21 protein-coding genes are annotated in these 18463 nt (G+C 61.4%); all 21 read left to right on the top strand.

Going from position 1 to position 18463, the window contains the following annotated elements:
• The 21 genes from rpoC (at position 1) to rpsN (ending at position 18461) form a co-directional block, all read left to right on the top strand.
• On the top strand, positions 1–4242 hold the full coding sequence (gene rpoC / locus KPB06_RS23160; RefSeq protein WP_060009381.1) for a DNA-directed RNA polymerase subunit beta': 4242 nt from the start codon (positions 1–3) through the stop codon (positions 4240–4242).
• Positions 4243–4519: 277 nt separating this feature from the next.
• The gene (recQ, locus tag KPB06_RS23155; RefSeq protein WP_060315563.1) at positions 4520–6367 is read left to right on the top strand and encodes a DNA helicase RecQ; all 1848 of its coding nucleotides are present in this window, start codon (positions 4520–4522) and stop codon (positions 6365–6367) included.
• Between the two features lie 225 nt (positions 6368–6592).
• Positions 6593–6973 carry a 30S ribosomal protein S12 gene (gene rpsL / locus KPB06_RS23150; RefSeq protein ID WP_006400662.1) on the top strand — a complete coding sequence of 127 codons (381 nt, stop codon included), beginning with the start codon at positions 6593–6595 and terminating at the stop codon, positions 6971–6973.
• 172 nt (positions 6974–7145) lie between these two features.
• Entirely contained in the window at positions 7146–7616 is a 471-nt protein-coding gene (gene rpsG / locus KPB06_RS23145) for a 30S ribosomal protein S7 (RefSeq protein ID WP_006477195.1), read from the top strand.
• A gap of 123 nt (positions 7617–7739) precedes the next feature.
• Entirely contained in the window at positions 7740–9842 is a 2103-nt protein-coding gene (gene fusA, locus KPB06_RS23140; RefSeq protein ID WP_059535572.1) for an elongation factor G, read from the top strand.
• A 42-nt stretch (positions 9843–9884) separates the two neighbouring features.
• Positions 9885–11075: an elongation factor Tu gene (tuf, locus tag KPB06_RS23135; RefSeq protein ID WP_034209732.1), complete on the top strand. Its 1191-nt coding sequence runs from the start codon at positions 9885–9887 to the stop codon at positions 11073–11075.
• A gap of 287 nt (positions 11076–11362) precedes the next feature.
• Positions 11363–11674 (top strand): 30S ribosomal protein S10, encoded by a 312-nt coding sequence (gene rpsJ, locus KPB06_RS23130; RefSeq protein ID WP_004199280.1) that lies wholly within the window; start codon positions 11363–11365, stop codon positions 11672–11674.
• Positions 11675–11852: 178 nt separating this feature from the next.
• The gene (gene rplC, locus KPB06_RS23125) at positions 11853–12503 is read left to right on the top strand and encodes a 50S ribosomal protein L3 (protein WP_006482922.1); all 651 of its coding nucleotides are present in this window, start codon (positions 11853–11855) and stop codon (positions 12501–12503) included.
• Positions 12503–13123 (top strand): 50S ribosomal protein L4, encoded by a 621-nt coding sequence (rplD, locus tag KPB06_RS23120; protein WP_006477192.1) that lies wholly within the window; start codon positions 12503–12505, stop codon positions 13121–13123. Before rplC ends, rplD begins: the two co-directional genes overlap by 1 nt.
• On the top strand, positions 13120–13434 hold the full coding sequence (rplW, locus tag KPB06_RS23115) for a 50S ribosomal protein L23 (protein WP_004199275.1): 315 nt from the start codon (positions 13120–13122) through the stop codon (positions 13432–13434). Before rplD ends, rplW begins: the two co-directional genes overlap by 4 nt.
• A gap of 2 nt (positions 13435–13436) precedes the next feature.
• Positions 13437–14264 carry a 50S ribosomal protein L2 gene (rplB, locus tag KPB06_RS23110; protein WP_034209733.1) on the top strand — a complete coding sequence of 276 codons (828 nt, stop codon included), beginning with the start codon at positions 13437–13439 and terminating at the stop codon, positions 14262–14264.
• 10 nt (positions 14265–14274) lie between these two features.
• Positions 14275–14550, top strand: coding sequence for a 30S ribosomal protein S19 (gene rpsS, locus KPB06_RS23105; RefSeq protein WP_004199273.1), 276 nt, complete (start codon positions 14275–14277; stop codon positions 14548–14550).
• Positions 14551–14562: 12 nt separating this feature from the next.
• Entirely contained in the window at positions 14563–14892 is a 330-nt protein-coding gene (gene rplV / locus KPB06_RS23100; protein ID WP_004199272.1) for a 50S ribosomal protein L22, read from the top strand.
• An 11-nt stretch (positions 14893–14903) separates the two neighbouring features.
• Entirely contained in the window at positions 14904–15704 is an 801-nt protein-coding gene (rpsC, locus tag KPB06_RS23095) for a 30S ribosomal protein S3 (protein WP_006482899.1), read from the top strand.
• Between the two features lie 2 nt (positions 15705–15706).
• Positions 15707–16123, top strand: coding sequence for a 50S ribosomal protein L16 (gene rplP, locus KPB06_RS23090; RefSeq protein WP_006482873.1), 417 nt, complete (start codon positions 15707–15709; stop codon positions 16121–16123).
• A 9-nt stretch (positions 16124–16132) separates the two neighbouring features.
• Positions 16133–16327: a 50S ribosomal protein L29 gene (gene rpmC, locus KPB06_RS23085; RefSeq protein ID WP_006400652.1), complete on the top strand. Its 195-nt coding sequence runs from the start codon at positions 16133–16135 to the stop codon at positions 16325–16327.
• Entirely contained in the window at positions 16324–16596 is a 273-nt protein-coding gene (gene rpsQ, locus KPB06_RS23080) for a 30S ribosomal protein S17 (RefSeq protein WP_006477189.1), read from the top strand. Before rpmC ends, rpsQ begins: the two co-directional genes overlap by 4 nt.
• A gap of 309 nt (positions 16597–16905) precedes the next feature.
• A complete protein-coding gene (rplN, locus tag KPB06_RS23075; protein ID WP_006482918.1) occupies positions 16906–17274 on the top strand; it encodes a 50S ribosomal protein L14 in 369 nt (122 codons plus the stop codon).
• 9 nt (positions 17275–17283) lie between these two features.
• On the top strand, positions 17284–17592 hold the full coding sequence (gene rplX, locus KPB06_RS23070) for a 50S ribosomal protein L24 (RefSeq protein ID WP_006477187.1): 309 nt from the start codon (positions 17284–17286) through the stop codon (positions 17590–17592).
• Between the two features lie 16 nt (positions 17593–17608).
• Positions 17609–18148 (top strand): 50S ribosomal protein L5, encoded by a 540-nt coding sequence (gene rplE / locus KPB06_RS23065; RefSeq protein WP_006482882.1) that lies wholly within the window; start codon positions 17609–17611, stop codon positions 18146–18148.
• A gap of 7 nt (positions 18149–18155) precedes the next feature.
• Positions 18156–18461, top strand: a complete 306-nt coding sequence (gene rpsN, locus KPB06_RS23060) for a 30S ribosomal protein S14 (protein WP_006482884.1) — start codon at positions 18156–18158, stop codon at positions 18459–18461.
• The last annotated feature ends 2 nt before the right edge of the window (positions 18462–18463 follow it).

The following is an 18463-nucleotide window of genomic DNA, read 5'->3' as shown; positions in this document are numbered from 1 at the left end:
ATGAAAGCTCTGCTCGATCTATTCAAGCAAGTCCAACAGGAAGAAGTTTTCGACGCGATCAAGATCGGTCTGGCCTCGCCCGACAAGATCCGTTCGTGGTCGTTCGGCGAAGTGAAGAAGCCGGAGACCATCAACTACCGTACGTTCAAGCCGGAACGCGATGGTCTGTTCTGCGCGAAGATCTTCGGGCCGATCAAGGACTACGAGTGCCTGTGCGGCAAGTACAAGCGTCTGAAGCACCGCGGCGTGATCTGCGAGAAGTGCGGCGTCGAAGTGACGCTGGCGAAGGTGCGTCGCGAACGGATGGGCCACATCGAGCTGGCCTCGCCGGTCGCGCACATCTGGTTCCTGAAGTCGCTGCCGTCGCGTCTGGGCATGGTGCTCGACATGACGCTGCGCGACATCGAACGCGTGCTGTACTTCGAAGCCTATGTGGTCATCGAACCGGGCATGACGCCGCTGAAGGCGCGGCAGATCATGACCGAAGAGGATTACTACAACAAGGTCGAGGAATACGGCGACGAATTCCGTGCCGAAATGGGCGCGGAAGGCGTGCGTGAACTGCTGCGCGCGATCAACATCGACGAGCAGGTCGAGACGCTGCGCACCGAGCTGAAGAACACCGGCTCGGAAGCGAAGATCAAGAAGTACGCGAAGCGCCTGAAGGTCCTCGAGGCATTCCAGCGCTCGGGCATCAAGCCCGAGTGGATGATTCTCGAAGTGCTGCCGGTGCTGCCGCCGGAACTGCGTCCGCTCGTGCCGCTGGACGGCGGCCGTTTCGCGACGTCGGACCTGAACGACCTGTATCGCCGCGTGATCAACCGAAACAACCGGTTGAAGCGTCTGCTCGAGCTGAAGGCGCCTGAAATCATCGTCCGCAACGAAAAGCGGATGCTGCAGGAAGCCGTCGACTCGCTGCTCGACAACGGTCGTCGCGGCAAGGCGATGACGGGCGCGAACAAGCGTCCGCTGAAGTCGCTCGCCGACATGATCAAGGGCAAGGGCGGTCGTTTCCGTCAGAACTTGCTGGGCAAGCGCGTCGACTACTCGGGCCGTTCGGTCATCGTGGTCGGCCCGACGCTGAAGCTGCACCAGTGCGGTCTGCCGAAGCTGATGGCGCTCGAGCTGTTCAAGCCGTTCATCTTCAACAAGCTGGAAGTGATGGGCGTCGCCACGACCATCAAGGCTGCGAAGAAGGAAGTCGAGAACCAGACGCCGGTGGTGTGGGACATCCTCGAAGAGGTGATCCGCGAGCACCCGGTGATGCTGAACCGTGCGCCGACGCTGCACCGTCTCGGTATCCAGGCGTTCGAGCCGGTGCTGATCGAAGGCAAGGCGATCCAGCTGCACCCGCTCGTCTGCGCGGCGTTCAACGCCGACTTCGACGGCGACCAGATGGCCGTTCACGTGCCGCTGTCGCTCGAAGCGCAGATGGAAGCGCGCACGCTGATGCTCGCGTCGAACAACGTGCTGTTCCCGGCCAACGGCGATCCGTCGATCGTGCCGTCGCAGGATATCGTGCTGGGTCTGTACTACGCGACCCGCGAAGCGATCAACGGCAAGGGCGAAGGCCTGTCGTTTACCGGCGTGTCGGAAGTGATCCGCGCGTACGAGAACAAGGAAGTCGAGCTGGCCTCGCGCGTCAACGTCCGGATCACCGAAATGGTCCGCAACGAAGACACGTCGGAAGGCGCGCCGGAATTCGTGCCGAAGATCACGCTGTACGCGACGACCGTCGGTCGCGCGATCCTGTCGGAGATCCTGCCGCACGGCCTGCCGTTCTCGGTGCTGAACAAGCCGCTGAAGAAGAAGGAAATCTCGCGCCTGATCAACACGGCGTTCCGCAAGTGCGGTCTGCGTGCGACGGTCGTGTTCGCCGACCAGCTGATGCAGTCGGGTTTCCGTCTCGCGACGCGTGCCGGCATCTCGATCTGCGTGGACGACATGCTCGTGCCGCCGCAGAAGGAAACGATCGTCGGCGACGCCGCGAAGAAGGTGAAGGAGTACGACCGCCAGTACATGTCGGGTCTCGTCACCGCGCAGGAACGCTACAACAACGTGGTCGACATCTGGTCGGCAACGTCGGAAGCGGTCGGCAAGGCGATGATGGAGCAGCTGTCGACGGAGCCGGTGATCGATCGCGACGGCAACGAGACGCGCCAGGAGTCGTTCAACTCGATCTACATGATGGCCGACTCGGGCGCCCGGGGTTCGGCGGTTCAGATTCGTCAGCTGGCCGGCATGCGTGGCCTGATGGCGAAGCCGGACGGCTCGATTATCGAGACGCCGATTACCGCGAACTTCCGCGAAGGTCTGAACGTGTTGCAGTACTTCATCTCGACCCACGGTGCACGTAAGGGTCTGGCTGATACGGCACTGAAGACCGCGAACTCGGGTTACCTGACGCGTCGTCTCGTCGACGTCACGCAGGATCTGGTCGTGGTGGAAGACGATTGCGGCACGTCGAACGGCGTGGCGATGAAGGCGCTCGTCGAAGGCGGTGAAGTCGTCGAAGCGCTGCGTGACCGTATCCTCGGCCGCGTCGCGGTGGCGGACGTCGTGAACCCGGAAACGCAGGAAACGCTGTACGAATCGGGCACGCTGCTCGACGAAACGGCGGTCGAGGAAATCGAACGCCTCGGCATCGACGAAGTGCGCGTGCGCACGCCGCTGACCTGCGAAACGCGTTACGGTCTGTGCGCAGCCTGCTACGGCCGCGACCTTGGCCGCGGCTCGCTCGTGAACGTCGGCGAAGCGGTCGGCGTGATCGCCGCGCAGTCGATCGGCGAGCCGGGCACGCAGCTGACGATGCGTACGTTTCACATCGGTGGCGCGGCGTCGCGTGCGGCAGTGGCCTCGTCGGTCGAAGCGAAGAGCAACGGTATCGTCCGCTTCACGGCGACGATGCGCTACGTCACGAACGCGAAGGGCGAGCAGATCGTCATTTCCCGTTCGGGCGAGGCGATGATCACCGACGACTTCGGTCGCGAGCGCGAGCGTCACAAAGTGCCGTACGGCGCGACGCTGCTGCAGCTCGACGGCGCGATCATCAAGGCCGGCACGCAGCTCGCCACGTGGGATCCGCTGACGCGCCCGATCATCACCGAGTACGGTGGTACGGTGAAGTTCGAGAACGTCGAGGAAGGCGTGACCGTCGCGAAGCAGATCGACGACGTGACGGGCCTGTCGACGCTGGTCGTGATCGACGTGAAGCGCCGCGGTTCGCAGGCGTCGAAGAGCGTGCGTCCGCAGGTGAAGCTGCTCGACGCGAACGGCGAGGAAGTGAAGATTCCGGGCACGGAGCACGCAGTGCAGATCGGCTTCCAGGTCGGCGCACTGATCACCGTGAAGGATGGCCAGCAGGTGCAGGTCGGTGAAGTGCTCGCACGTATCCCGACGGAAGCGCAGAAGACGCGTGACATTACCGGCGGTCTGCCGCGGGTGGCGGAACTGTTCGAAGCGCGTTCGCCGAAGGATGCCGGCATTCTCGCGGAAGTCACCGGTACGACATCGTTCGGCAAGGACACGAAGGGCAAGCAGCGTCTCGTCATCACGGACCTCGAGGGCAACCAGCACGAGTTCCTGATCGCGAAGGAAAAGCAGGTTCTGGTTCACGACGCCCAGGTCGTCAACAAGGGCGAAATGATCGTGGACGGTCCGGCCGATCCGCACGACATCCTGCGTCTGCAGGGTATCGAGGCGCTGTCGCGCTACATCGTCGACGAAGTGCAGGACGTGTACCGTCTGCAGGGCGTGAAGATCAACGACAAGCACATCGAGGTGATCGTTCGCCAGATGCTGCGTCGTGTGCAGATCACCGACAACGGCGATACGCGCTTCATCCCGGGCGAACAGGTCGAGCGTTCCGACATGCTGGACGAGAACGATCGCATGATCGCCGAGGGCAAGCGCCCGGCTTCGTACGACAACGTGCTGCTCGGTATCACGAAGGCTTCGCTGTCGACCGACTCGTTCATCTCCGCGGCATCGTTCCAGGAAACGACCCGCGTGCTGACCGAAGCGGCGATCATGGGCAAGCGCGACGATCTGCGCGGCCTGAAGGAAAACGTGATCGTCGGCCGTCTGATTCCGGCCGGTACGGGTCTCGCGTTCCACAAGGCACGCAAGGCGAAGGAATCGTCGGATCGCGAGCGTTTCGACCAGATCGCAGCGGAAGAGGCATTCGACTTCGGCACGCCGAGCGCGCCGGCGGAAGAGCCGCAACACCCGGCAGCCGAGTAAGCGCGGGGCGGCGAAAGCCGCGTTGCCTTGCTATCATCGCTGTCACCGAAACCGCCCGGTTCTGCCGGGCGGTTTTTTTTCGTCCTTCGTTCACGCGCATGACGTGCCTGTGCCGCGCCGGCGCATGCCTCGCGGTCGCCTTCGGCATGGCGGCGACAGGCTCGTGATGCACGTGAAAGAACCCTGACCGAATGGCCAACATCCTGCGATTCGCCACGCGTCGCGCGAGCGGGTTGTTAAAATTGCGGTCATCGCTCAGCCGTCCCTGGTCTCATTCATGTCCCGCGCCCTCGAAATACTCGACGAAGTCTTTGGTTATTCCGCCTTTCGCGGCCAGCAGGGCGAGATCGTCGAGCACGTCGCCGGCGGCGGCGATTGCCTCGTGCTGATGCCCACGGGCGGCGGCAAGTCGCTGTGCTACCAGATCCCCGCGCTGCTGCGCCGCGAGGCCGGGCAGGGCGCCGGCATCGTCGTGTCGCCGCTGATCGCGCTGATGCAGGATCAGGTCGCCGCGTTGAGCGAAGTCGGCGTGCGCGCGGCCTACCTGAATTCGACACTGTCGGGCGCCGAGGCGGCAGCCACCGAGCGCGCGCTGCGCGAAGGTGAAATCGACCTGCTGTACGTCGCGCCGGAGCGGTTGATGACGGGGCGCTTCCTCGACCTGCTCGAGCGCGCGAAGATCGGGCTGTTCGCGATCGACGAAGCGCACTGCGTGTCGCAATGGGGGCACGATTTCCGTCCGGAATACATCCAGCTGTCGGTGCTGCACGAGCGCTTCCCGTCGGTGCCGCGCATCGCGCTGACCGCCACGGCCGACGCGATCACGCGCGACGAGATCATCCATCGGCTCGCGCTCGATGACGCACGCGTGTTCGTGTCGAGCTTCGACCGCCCGAACATCCGCTACCGGATCGTCGAAAAGGACAACGCGCGCTCGCAACTGCTCGACTTCATCCGCGCCGAACACACGAATGCCGACGGCACGACGGATGCGGGCGTCGTCTACTGCCTGTCGCGCCGCAAGGTCGAGGAAACGGCCGAATGGCTGAAGGCGCAGGGCGTGCGCGCGCTGCCGTATCACGCGGGGATGGAGTTCGAGGTGCGGCAGAAGCACCAGGAAATGTTCCAGCGCGAGGAGGGCATCGTGATGTGCGCGACGATCGCGTTCGGCATGGGTATCGACAAGCCCGACGTGCGCTTCGTTGCCCACCTCGATTTGCCGAAGAGCGTCGAAGGCTACTATCAGGAGACCGGCCGCGCGGGCCGCGACGGGATGCCCGCGAACGCGTGGATGGCGTATGGCCTCGGCGACGTCGTCCAGCAGCGCAAGATGATCGACGAGTCGGATGCGGACGACGCGCACAAGCGCGTGCAGACGTCGAAGCTCGACGCGCTGCTCGGATTGTGCGAGACGATCTCGTGTCGCCGCGTGCGGCTGCTGAACTACTTCGGCGAGGCGAGCCAGCCGTGCGGCAACTGCGACACGTGCCTGGAGCCGCCCGATTCATGGGACGCGACGCGCGAGGCGCAGATGGCGCTGTCGTGCGTGTTCCGCGCGCAGCGCGCGAGCGGCTTCAACTTCGGCGCGAGCCATCTGATCGAGATCCTGCGCGGCGGCCGCACCGAGAAGGTGCTGCAGCGCGGCCATGACCAGTTGAGCACGTTCGGTATCGGCGCGTCGCTGTCCGAGCCCGAGTGGCGCGCGATTTTCCGGCAACTGGTCGCGTACGGCTACCTGGCGGTCGACCATGGCGGCTTCGGCGCGCTGGTGCTCACCGAGGCCGCGAAGCCGGTGCTGAAGAACGAGGAAAAGGTCACGCTGCGCCGCTACGTGAAGCCGCAGCGCACGCGCCAGTCGTCGAGCCGCAGCGGCACGCGGGTCGACCCGACGGCCGGCATGGGCGCGCGTGAGCGCGCACGCTGGGACGCGCTGCGTGCGTGGCGCGCGGAAACCGCGAAGACGGACGGCGTGCCGGCCTACGTGATCTTCCACGACGCGACGCTCGCCGAAATCGCGCGCAACGCGCCGGAGACGATCGACGACCTGCGTCACATTCCCGGCATGGGCGTGCGCAAGCTCGAGCGCTTCGGCGACGAGATCATCGACGTCGTCGAATCGGCTTGACACTGGGTCCCGACCCCTTCCATAGACTGCGCGGTCGGCCGGCAAATCACGCAAGCCGTTGACTTCGTTGGTATTTCCGGAATATCATGTTGGGTTCCGGTATTCGGAGGCCGCGTCGCGTTCGAAAGTTCGCGCCCGATCCGCCGGTTCGGAAGTCAACTGTGCGTCGATTCTCGCTTTGCCCGAAATCGATGTGCAGATTTTGTTCAATTTCAGGAATAAACAATGCCAACCATCAACCAACTGGTTCGCAAAGGCCGTCAGTCGGAAACGACGAAGAGCAAGAGCCCGGCCCTGCAGGACTGCCCCCAGCGTCGCGGCGTGTGCACCCGTGTGTACACGACGACGCCGAAGAAGCCGAACTCGGCACTCCGTAAGGTCGCCAAGGTTCGTCTGACGAACGGCTTCGAAGTGATTTCGTACATCGGCGGTGAAGGCCACAACCTGCAGGAACACTCGGTTGTGCTGATCCGCGGCGGCCGTGTGAAGGACTTGCCGGGTGTGCGTTACCACATGGTTCGCGGCTCGCTGGATACCCAGGGCGTCAAGGACCGTAAGCAAGCGCGCTCGAAGTACGGCGCGAAGCGTGCAAAGGCTGCCAAGTAAGCAGTTTTTGATCAGGGATCGCCGCAGGGCGGTCGAGGCGGGAGTGCCGGATTGCCGGTGCTGTCGAGTAAGTGGTCACCCGGCCAAGCTGGTTAGTCGTGAAGATGTGATCGGGTTTGTTGGTGGCCGCGGAGCTGAATCCAGCTCCAACTGAACAAGTAAAGGAAGAATCATGCCGCGTCGTCGCGAAGTCCCCAAGCGGGAAGTGTTGCCGGATCCGAAGTTCGGCAACGTTGATGTTGCCAAGTTCATGAACATGCTGATGCTGTCCGGCAAGAAGTCGGTCGCAGAGCGCATCGTTTATGGCGCATTCGAACAAATCCAGACCAAGGGTGGCAAGGACCCGCTGGAAGTGTTCACGGTTGCGCTCAACAACGTGAAGCCGGTGGTCGAAGTGAAGAGCCGTCGCGTTGGTGGTGCCAACTATCAAGTTCCGGTCGAAGTGCGCCCGTCGCGTCGTATGGCATTGGCGATGCGCTGGCTGCGTGAGGCTGCGAAGAAGCGCAGCGAGAAGTCGATGGCCCTGCGCCTGGCAGGTGAACTCTCCGAAGCGGCCGAAGGCCGTGGCGGCGCGATGAAGAAGCGCGACGAAGTTCACCGCATGGCAGAAGCCAACCGCGCGTTCTCGCATTTCCGTTTCTAAGCGCTTGGCTGGGCTGTTTGCGGAAATAAATTCCGGGCGGGTGCGCTTTTCAGGCGCCTCGCCCGTTTGTGTTGAGGCGTGATGCGGCAAGGCTGCATCACGTCATCCCAGTAGAGGATCAAAGTGGCTCGCAAGACTCCTATCGAGCGCTACCGCAATATCGGTATTAGCGCTCACATCGACGCCGGCAAGACGACGACGACCGAGCGCATTCTGTTTTACACCGGTGTGAACCACAAGATCGGTGAAGTCCACGACGGCGCAGCCACGATGGACTGGATGGAGCAGGAACAGGAACGTGGCATCACGATCACGTCCGCCGCTACCACGGCCTTCTGGAAGGGCATGGGCGGCAACTATCCGGAACACCGCATCAACATCATCGACACCCCGGGCCACGTCGACTTCACGATCGAAGTGGAGCGTTCGATGCGCGTGCTCGACGGCGCGTGCATGGTGTACTGCGCAGTGGGCGGCGTGCAGCCGCAGTCGGAAACGGTGTGGCGTCAGGCGAACAAGTACAAGGTGCCGCGTCTCGCGTTCGTCAACAAGATGGACCGTACCGGCGCGAACTTCTTCAAGGTCTACGACCAGCTCCGTCTGCGCCTGAAGGCGAACCCGGTTCCGGTCGTGGTGCCGATCGGCTCGGAAGAAAACTTCAAGGGCGTGGTCGACCTGATCAAGATGAAGGCGATCATTTGGGACGAGGCGTCGCAAGGCACGAAGTTCGACTACGTCGACATCCCGGCCGAACTCGCCGAGACCTGCAAGGAATGGCGCGAAAAGATGGTCGAAGTGGCTGCCGAAGCCAGCGAAGACCTGATGAACAAGTACCTGGAAGAAGGCGATCTGCCGGAAGCCGACATCGTCAAGGCGCTGCGTGATCGTACGATCGCATGCGAAATCCAGCCGATGCTGTGCGGTACCGCGTTCAAGAACAAGGGCGTGCAGCGTATGCTCGACGCCGTGATCGACTTCCTGCCGTCGCCGGTCGACATCCCGCCGGTCAAGGGCGAGCTCGAGAACGGTGAAGAAGCAGAGCGCAAGGCGTCGGACGACGAGAAGTTCTCGTCGCTCGCGTTCAAGATCATGACCGACCCGTTCGTCGGCCAGCTGATCTTCTTCCGTGTGTACTCGGGCGTCGTCAACTCGGGCGACACGCTGCTGAACTCGACCAAGGGCAAGAAGGAACGCCTCGGCCGTATTCTGCAGATGCACGCGAACCAGCGTGAAGAAATCAAGGAAGTCCGCGCAGGCGACATCGCCGCGGCGGTCGGCCTGAAGGAAGCCACCACGGGCGACACGCTGTGCGACCCGGCGAACCCGATCGTTCTCGAACGCATGGTGTTCCCGGAGCCGGTGATTTCGCAGGCGGTCGAGCCGAAGACCAAGGCCGACCAGGAAAAGATGGGCCTCGCACTGAACCGTCTGGCTCAGGAAGACCCGTCGTTCCGCGTGCAGACCGACGAAGAGTCGGGCCAGACCATCATTTCGGGCATGGGCGAGCTCCACCTCGAAATTCTGGTCGACCGGATGAAGCGTGAATTCGGCGTGGAAGCGACCGTCGGCAAGCCGCAGGTTGCGTACCGCGAAACGATCCGTTCGACGGCGAAGGATGTCGACGGCAAGTTCGTCAAGCAGTCGGGTGGTCGCGGCCAGTACGGTCACGCGGTCATCACGCTCGAGCCGAACGAACAAGGCAAGGGCTACGAGTTCTTCGACGAGATCAAGGGTGGTGTGATTCCGCGTGAATACATCCCGGCGGTCGACAAGGGTATCCAGGACACGCTGAAGTCGGGCGTGCTGGCCGGCTTCCCGGTCGTCGACGTGAAGGTTCACCTGACGTTCGGTTCGTACCACGACGTTGACTCGAACGAAAACGCGTTCCGCATGGCCGGTTCGATGGCGTTCAAGGAAGCGATGCGCAAGGCGAACCCGGTCGTCCTCGAGCCGATGATGGCTGTCGAAGTCGAGACGCCGGAAGACTACATGGGCAACGTGATGGGCGACCTGTCGGGCCGTCGCGGTATCGTCCAGGGCATGGAAGACATGGTTGGCGGCGGCAAGATCGTGCGCGCCGAAGTGCCGCTGTCGGAAATGTTCGGCTATTCGACTTCGCTGCGCTCGCTGACGCAAGGTCGTGCAACGTACACGATGGAGTTCAAGCACTACGCTGAAGCTCCGCGCAACGTTGCCGAAGCGATCATCAGCGCGAAGTCGAAGTAAATCTGTAGCTCTCAATCGATTATTTTTTGAAAGAAGAGAATCATGGCAAAAGAAAAGTTTGAGCGGACCAAGCCGCACGTGAACGTTGGTACGATTGGTCACGTTGACCACGGCAAGACGACGCTGACGGCAGCGATCACGACGGTTCTGACGAAGAAGTTCGGCGGCGAAGCGAAGGCGTACGACCAGATCGACGCGGCACCGGAAGAAAAGGCGCGCGGCATCACGATCAACACGGCACACGTCGAGTACGAAACGGCTAACCGCCACTACGCACACGTCGACTGCCCGGGCCACGCTGACTACGTGAAGAACATGATCACGGGCGCGGCGCAGATGGACGGCGCGATCCTGGTTTGCTCGGCAGCAGACGGCCCGATGCCGCAAACGCGTGAGCACATCCTGCTGGCGCGTCAGGTTGGCGTTCCGTACATCATCGTGTTCCTGAACAAGTGCGACATGGTTGACGACGCGGAACTGCTCGAGCTGGTCGAGATGGAAGTTCGCGAACTGCTGTCGAAGTACGACTTCCCGGGCGACGACACGCCGATCGTGAAGGGTTCGGCGAAGCTGGCGCTGGAAGGCGACACGGGTGAGCTGGGCGAAGTGGCGATCATGAACCTGGCAGACGCACTGGACACGTACATCCCGACGCCGGAGCGTGCGGTTGACGGCGCGTTCCTGATGCCGGTGGAAGACGTGTTCTCGATCTCGGGCCGCGGTACGGTGGTGACGGGTCGTGTCGAGCGCGGCATCATCAAGGTCGGCGAGGAAATCGAAATCGTCGGTATCAAGCCGACGGTGAAGACGACCTGCACGGGCGTGGAAATGTTCCGCAAGCTGCTGGACCAAGGTCAGGCAGGCGACAACGTGGGTATCCTGCTGCGCGGCACGAAGCGTGAAGACGTGGAGCGTGGCCAGGTTCTGGCGAAGCCGGGTTCGATCACGCCGCACACGCACTTCACGGCTGAAGTGTACGTGCTGAGCAAGGATGAAGGCGGCCGTCACACGCCGTTCTTCAACAACTACCGTCCGCAGTTCTACTTCCGTACGACGGACGTGACGGGCTCGATCGAGCTGCCGAAGGACAAGGAAATGGTGATGCCGGGCGACAACGTGTCGATCACGGTGAAGCTGATCGCTCCGATCGCGATGGAAGAAGGTCTGCGCTTCGCGATTCGCGAAGGCGGCCGTACCGTCGGCGCCGGCGTCGTCGCCAAGATCATCGAGTAATATCGACGATCCGCGGATCCCTCCGGGGTCCGCGATTCCGCGGTAAGCAACTGCGTACCGCCGAAACCGGGTGTCCAGTTCGATCTGGCACCCGGTTTTTCTTTGTGGCGTACGAAGCGCAGCATCGACAAACGCGCACCACCACCGCGAATTTTCGTGTAGAATCGCGGGCTTAGCAGTGGAAGTACCGTCCGGAACCTGATGCTTCGCTCCCCGCTGGCGTCATGTTTCACGTTCTTTTAGTGTCCGGCGATGCAACATCGCCTCGCTCTTTTCAAGGAATTGTCATGCAGCAACAGAAAATCCGCATTCGCCTGAAGGCTTTCGACTATCGTCTGATCGATCAATCGGCCGCCGAAATCGTCGATACCGCGAAGCGGACTGGCGCAATCGTCCGTGGCCCGGTGCCGCTGCCGACGCGCATTCAGCGTTTTGACATCCTGCGTTCGCCGCACGTCAACAAGACGTCGCGCGATCAGCTCGAAATCCGTACCCACCAGCGCCTGATGGACATCGTCGATCCGACGGACAAGACCGTCGACGCGCTGATGAAGCTCGATCTGCCGGCTGGCGTCGACGTGGAAATCAAGCTGCAGTAAGGCTTCCAGCGCCGCCCGGCGTGTCGGGTGGCGCTAAGTCTTTGTATTGCTTGCGGAAATCGCAGAGTCGGGCTATACTGCTTGGCTTTTCGCGTATTCGCGTAAAAAAGCTGGGCCTTGCGTGCCCGGCATTTTGTAAATCAGCCCCGACCAATCGCAGTCGGGAATGGAGAAAATGATGAGCCTTGGACTCGTAGGTCGCAAGGTTGGCATGACCCGTATCTTCACGGCGGAAGGGGATTCGATTCCCGTCACCGTGCTGGACGTGTCGGACAACCGCGTGACGCAGATCAAGACTGTTGAAACCGACGGCTACACGGCCGTGCAGGTTGCATTCGGCTCCCGCCGCGCATCGCGCGTGACGAAGCCGCTGGCAGGTCATCTCGCCAAAGCCGGTGTCGAAGCCGGTGAAATCCTCAAGGAATTCCGCATTGACGCGGCCAAGGCAGCCGAGCTGTCGAATGGCGCCGTGGTCGGTGCAGATCTTTTCGAAGTGGGCCAGAAGGTCGACGTGCAAGGCGTGTCGATCGGTAAGGGCTACGCCGGTACGATCAAGCGTTACAACTTCTCCTCCGGCCGTGCCACGCACGGTAACTCGCGCTCGCACAACGTGCCGGGCTCGATCGGTATGGCGCAGGATCCGGGTCGTGTTTTCCCGGGTAAACGCATGACGGGTCACATGGGTGACGTGACGGTGACGGTGCAGAACCTCGAAATCGCTCGTATCGACGCAGAGCGCAAGCTGCTGCTCGTGAAGGGTGCGATTCCGGGCGCGAAGGGCGGCAAGGTCTTCGTGACGCCGGCCGTCAAGACCAAGGGGGCGAAATAATGGAACTCAAGCTCCTGAACGAAAATGGTCAGGAAGGTGCAGTGGTCAACGCATCGGACGTCGTGTTCGGTCGTGACTACAACGAAGCGCTGATCCACCAGGTCGTCGTCGCTTACCAGGCGAATGCTCGCCAGGGTAACCGCGCACAGAAGGACCGTGAGCAAGTCAAGCACACGACCAAGAAGCCGTGGCGCCAGAAGGGTACGGGCCGCGCTCGTGCCGGTATGTCGTCGAGCCCGCTGTGGCGTGGCGGTGGTCGTATCTTCCCGAATTCGCCGGAAGAAAACTTCTCGCACAAGGTCAACAAGAAGATGCATCGCGCAGGTCTCTGCTCGATCTTCTCGCAGCTGGCCCGTGAAGGCCGTCTGTCGGTCGTCGAGGACATCATCCTCGAAGCGCCGAAGACCAAGCTGCTGGCCGACAAATTCAAGACCATGGGTCTCGACTCCGTTCTGATCATCACGGACACGGTCGACGAGAACCTGTACCTGGCTTCGCGCAACCTGCCGCACGTGGCGATTGTCGAGCCGCGCTACGCTGACCCGCTGTCGCTGATCTACTTCAAGAAAGTGCTGGTCACGAAGGCTGCGGTCGCCCAGATCGAGGAGTTGCTGTCATGAGCGAGATTCGCAAGAACGATCATCGTTTGATGCAGGTCCTGCTCGCACCGGTGATCTCGGAAAAGGCGACGCTGGTTGCCGACAAGAACGAGCAAGTCGTGTTCGAAGTCGCACCGGATGCCACGAAGCAGGAAGTGAAGGCGGCTGTCGAGCTGCTGTTCAAGGTTGAAGTTGATTCGGTCAACGTGCTGGTTCAGAAGGGCAAGCAAAAGCGCTTCGGCCGTTCGATGGGCCGCCGCAAGGACGTGAAGAAGGCGTACGTTTGCCTGAAGCCCGGCCAGGAAATCAACTTTGAAGCGGAGGCCAAGTAATCATGGCAATCGTGAAAGTTAAGCCGACATCGCCGGGTCGCCGCGCGATGGTCAAGGTGGTCAACAAGAACCTGCACCAGGGCAAGCCGTACGCGGCACTGCTCGACTCGCAGAGCTCGACCGCCGGCCGTAACAACAACGGTCGTATCACCACGCGTCACAAGGGTGGTGGTCACAAGCAGCACTACCGTATCGTCGATTTCCGTCGCACGAAGGATGGCATCCCGGCAAAGGTCGAGCGTCTCGAGTACGACCCGAACCGTAGCGCGAACATCGCGCTGGTGCTCTACGCAGACGGCGAACGTCGCTACATCATCGCCCCGAAGGGCCTGACCGTCGGCCAACAGCTGATGTCGGGTTCGGAAGCGCCGATCCGTGCAGGCAACACGCTGCCGATCCGCAACATTCCGGTCGGTACGACGATCCACTGCATCGAGATGCTGCCGGGCAAGGGCGCGCAAATGGCGCGTTCGGCTGGCACGTCGGCCATGCTGCTGGCACGTGAAGGCGTCTACGCGCAGGTTCGTCTGCGTTCGGGCGAAATCCGCCGCGTGCACATCGAGTGCCGTGCAACGATCGGTGAAGTCGGCAACGAAGAGCATAGCCTGCGCCAGATCGGCAAGGCTGGCGCGAACCGCTGGCGCGGTATCCGCCCGACGGTGCGTGGCGTTGCGATGAACCCGGTTGATCACCCGCACGGTGGTGGTGAGGGCAAGACGGCTGCAGGTCGCGACCCGGTGAGCCCGTGGGGTACGCCGGCTAAGGGTTACCGCACCCGCAGCAACAAGCGCACGACGACGATGATCGTCCAGCGCCGTCACAAGCGTTAAGGAGTAGGCAATGGCACGTTCTGTAAAAAAAGGTCCGTTCTGCGACGCCCATTTGCTGAAGAAAGTTGAGGCGGCTGCAGCTTCGCGCGACAAAAAGCCGATCAAGACCTGGTCGCGTCGCTCGACGATTCTGCCGGATTTCATCGGCCTGACGATCGCTGTTCACAACGGCCGTCAACACGTTCCGGTGTACATCTCGGAAAACATGGTCGGCCACAAGCTTGGCGAGTTCGCACTGACCCGTACGTTCAAGGGTCACGCGGCCGACAAGAAGGCCAAGAAATAAGGGGCAATCAAGATGGAAGTGAAAGCAATTCATCGCGGTGCCCGCATCTCGGCGCAGAAAACGCGCCTTGTGGCTGACCAGATCCGCGGTTTGCCGGTCGACAAGGCGCTGAACGTCCTGACGTTCTCGCCGAAGAAGGCGGCTGGCATCGTGAAGAAGGTTGTGCTGTCGGCAATCGCGAATGCGGAGCACAACGAAGGCGCTGATATCGACGAGCTCAAGATCAAGAGCATCTACGTCGACAAGGCTGCATCGCTCAAGCGTTTCACCGCGCGCGCCAAGGGCCGCGGTAACCGCATCGAGAAGCAATCCTGTCACATCACTGTGACGGTCGGGAATTAAGGAGCCATACGATGGGACAGAAAATTCATCCGACTGGCTTCCGCCTGGCTGTCAGCCGCAATTGGGCTTCGCGTTGGTACGCGAACAACAACAATTTCGCGGCGATGCTGCAGGAAGACATCGGTGTTCGTGAATACCTGAAGAAGAAGCTGAAGAACGCTTCGGTCGGTCGGGTCGTCATCGAGCGTCCGGCGAAGAACGCGCGCATCACGATTTACAGCTCGCGTCCGGGCGTGGTCATCGGCAAGAAGGGCGAGGATATCGAACAGCTGAAGACGGAACTGCAGCGCCGCATGGGCGTGCCGGTTCACGTCAACATCGAGGAAATCCGCAAGCCGGAAACCGATGCTCAGCTGATCGCCGACTCGATCACGCAACAGCTCGAGCGCCGGATCATGTTCCGTCGCGCGATGAAGCGTGCGATGCAGAACGCGATGCGTCTGGGTGCCCAAGGCATCAAGATCATGAGCGCAGGCCGTCTGAACGGTATCGAAATCGCTCGTACGGAGTGGTATCGCGAAGGTCGCGTGCCGCTTCACACGCTGCGTGCTGATATCGACTACGCGACTTCGGAAGCGAAGACGACTTACGGGATCATCGGCGTCAAGGTGTGGGTCTACAAGGGCGATACGCTCGGCCGCAACGACGCACCGGTGGTGGAAGAAGTAGCCGAAGACAAGCGTCCGCGTCGCAATGCGCGTCCGGGCGACCGTCGTCCGCGCCGTGACGGCGAAGGCGGCGCTCCGGGTGCTCGTCGTGGCGCACCGCGCCGTGGCGCCGGCAAGCCCGAAGACGGCAAGACTGGAGAATAACGATGCTGCAACCGAAACGCAGAAAGTATCGTAAAGAGCAGAAGGGTCGTAACACCGGCAAGGCGACGCGCGGCAACGCAGTGTCGTTCGGTGAATTCGGCCTGAAGGCGATCGGTCGCGGTCGTTTGACCGCACGTCAGATTGAAGCGGCGCGTCGTGCAATGACGCGTCACATCAAGCGTGGCGGCCGCATCTGGATCCGGATCTTCCCGGACAAGCCGATTTCGCAGAAGCCGGCCGAAGTGCGTATGGGTAACGGTAAGGGTAACCCGGAGTACTACGTCGCCGAGATTCAGCCGGGCAAGATGCTCTATGAAATGGACGGCGTAACCGAAGAACTGGCACGCGAAGCGTTCCGTCTGGCTGCAGCCAAGCTGCCGCTGAAGACGGCATTCATCGTGCGCCAGCTCGGCGCCTAAGGAGAAAACATGAAGGCTTCCGAACTTCTCCAGAAAGACCAGGCCGCGCTCAACAAGGAGCTGGCGGACCTGCTGAAGGCGCAATTCGGCCTGCGCATGCAACTCGCGACCCAGCAGCTCACGAACACGAGCCAGCTGAAGAAGGTTCGTCGCGACATCGCACGTGTGCGGACCGTCATGACTCAGAAGGCGAACCAGAAATGAACGATAGCGTGAAAACCTCGCTGAAGCGGACGCTGGTCGGTCGGGTCGTCAGCAACAAGATGGACAAGACCGTCACCGTGCTGATCGAGCACCGCGTCAAGCACCCGATCTACGGCAAGTATGTCGTGCGTTCGAAGAAGTACCACGCGCACGATGAAGCGAACACCTACAACGAAGGCGATCTCGTCGAAATCCAGGAAACGCGTCCTGTTTCGAAGACGAAGGCCTGGACGGTGTCGCGCCTCGTCGAAGCCGCTCGTGTCATCTAAGCGGGCAGCGCAGTAGGCAGTAACGGGCACTTCGTCACGAAGTGCTTGAAATCGCAAAGTTTTTGCTTGCGTGACCGGGATTATTTGTTATAATCCCGGTCTTCCCTCTTTATGGGAGCCCCGTCGCGGGCGAAGTTGGTGGGGGAAGCGGACTGGCGCCTGCCTGTCCGAAAGATTCACCGAATTGCGATGGCGGGTTTCGTTTGCCGTCGCTGCTGTTCCAACCCAAGCAGCCGATTGGCTGACGGGACCAAGACTGACCGAATGCATCATGGTGGTGCATCCGGATTAAGTTGGGAAAGACAAACCATGATCCAGACCGAATCTCGGCTCGAAGTAGCCGACAACACGGGTGCACGTGAAGTCCTGTGCATCAAGGTGCTCGGCGGCTCGAAGCGTCGTTATGCCGGCATTGGCGACATCATCAAGGTGAGCGTCAAAGAGGCAACGCCGCGCGGGCGCGTGAAGAAAGGCGAAATTTACAACGCCGTGGTGGTCCGCACCGCCAAGGGCGTGCGCCGTCAAGACGGCTCGCTGATCAAGTTCGACGGCAACGCCGCTGTGCTTTTGAATAACAAGCTCGAGCCGATCGGCACCCGTATCTTCGGGCCGGTGACGCGTGAGCTGCGTAGCGAACGATTCATGAAGATCGTTTCGCTGGCGCCGGAAGTGCTGTAAGGAGTCGCGATGAACAAGATTCGCAAAGGTGACGAAGTCATCGTCGTCACTGGCAAGGACAAGGGCAAGCGCGGCGTCGTGCTGGCTGTCGGTGCTGAACATGTGACGGTTGAAGGTATCAACCTCGTCAAGAAGCATGTGAAGCCGAACCCGATGAAGGGTACGACGGGCGGCGTGGAAGCGAAGACGATGCCCCTGCATATTTCGAACGTCGCACTGGTCGACGCGAATGGCAAGGCGTCGCGTGTTGGCATCAAGGTCGAGGAAGGCAAGAAGGTTCGCTTCCTGAAGACGACCGGTGCCGTACTGAGCGCCTGACGCAGCGGAGTAAAAAATGGCTCGTTTTCAAGAGTTTTACAAAGAAAAGGTTGTGCCCGGCCTGATCGAGAAGTTCGGTTACAAGTCGGTCATGGAAGTGCCGCGCATCACCAAGATCACGCTGAACATGGGTCTTGGCGAAGCGATCGCTGACAAGAAGATCATCGAGAACGCCGTTGGCGACCTCACGAAGATCGCCGGCCAGAAGCCGGTCGTCACGAAGGCCCGCAAGGCAATCGCTGGCTTCAAGATCCGCCAGGGTTACCCGATCGGCGCGATGGTGACGCTGCGTGGCCGCGCGATGTACGAATTCCTCGACCGTTTCGTGACGGTTGCCCTGCCCCGCGTGCGTGACTTCCGCGGTGTGTCGGGTCGTGCTTTCGATGGCCGTGGCAACTACAACATCGGTGTGAAAGAGCAGATCATTTTCCCCGAAATCGATTACGACAAGATCGACGCACTGCGTGGGCTGAACATCAGCATCACGACGACTGCGAAGACCGACGACGAAGCAAAGGCTCTGCTCGCCAGCTTCAAGTTCCCGTTCAGAAACTGAGGTTACCGTGGCTAAACTGGCACTGATCGAACGTGAAAAGAAGCGCGCCCGCCTGGTCGCGAAGTTCGCAGCAAAGCGCGAAGCGCTGAAGGCGATCGTCGAAGACCAAAGCAAGTCGGAAGAAGAGCGCTACGAAGCACGCCTGGAGCTGCAGCAACTGCCCCGCAACGCAAACCCGACCCGCCAGCGCAACCGCTGCGCGATCACGGGCCGTCCGCGTGGCACGTTCCGTAAATTCGGCCTCGCGCGTAACAAGATTCGTGAAATCGCATTCCGTGGCGAGATTCCTGGCCTGACCAAGGCGAGCTGGTAATA

The sequence above is a fragment of the Burkholderia semiarida genome, assembly GCF_029268935.1.
Taxonomy (GTDB): Bacteria; Pseudomonadota; Gammaproteobacteria; order Burkholderiales; family Burkholderiaceae; genus Burkholderia; species Burkholderia semiarida.
The sequence above is the reverse complement of the archived record's forward strand: the minus strand, read 5'-3'. Positions and strand labels throughout refer to the sequence as shown.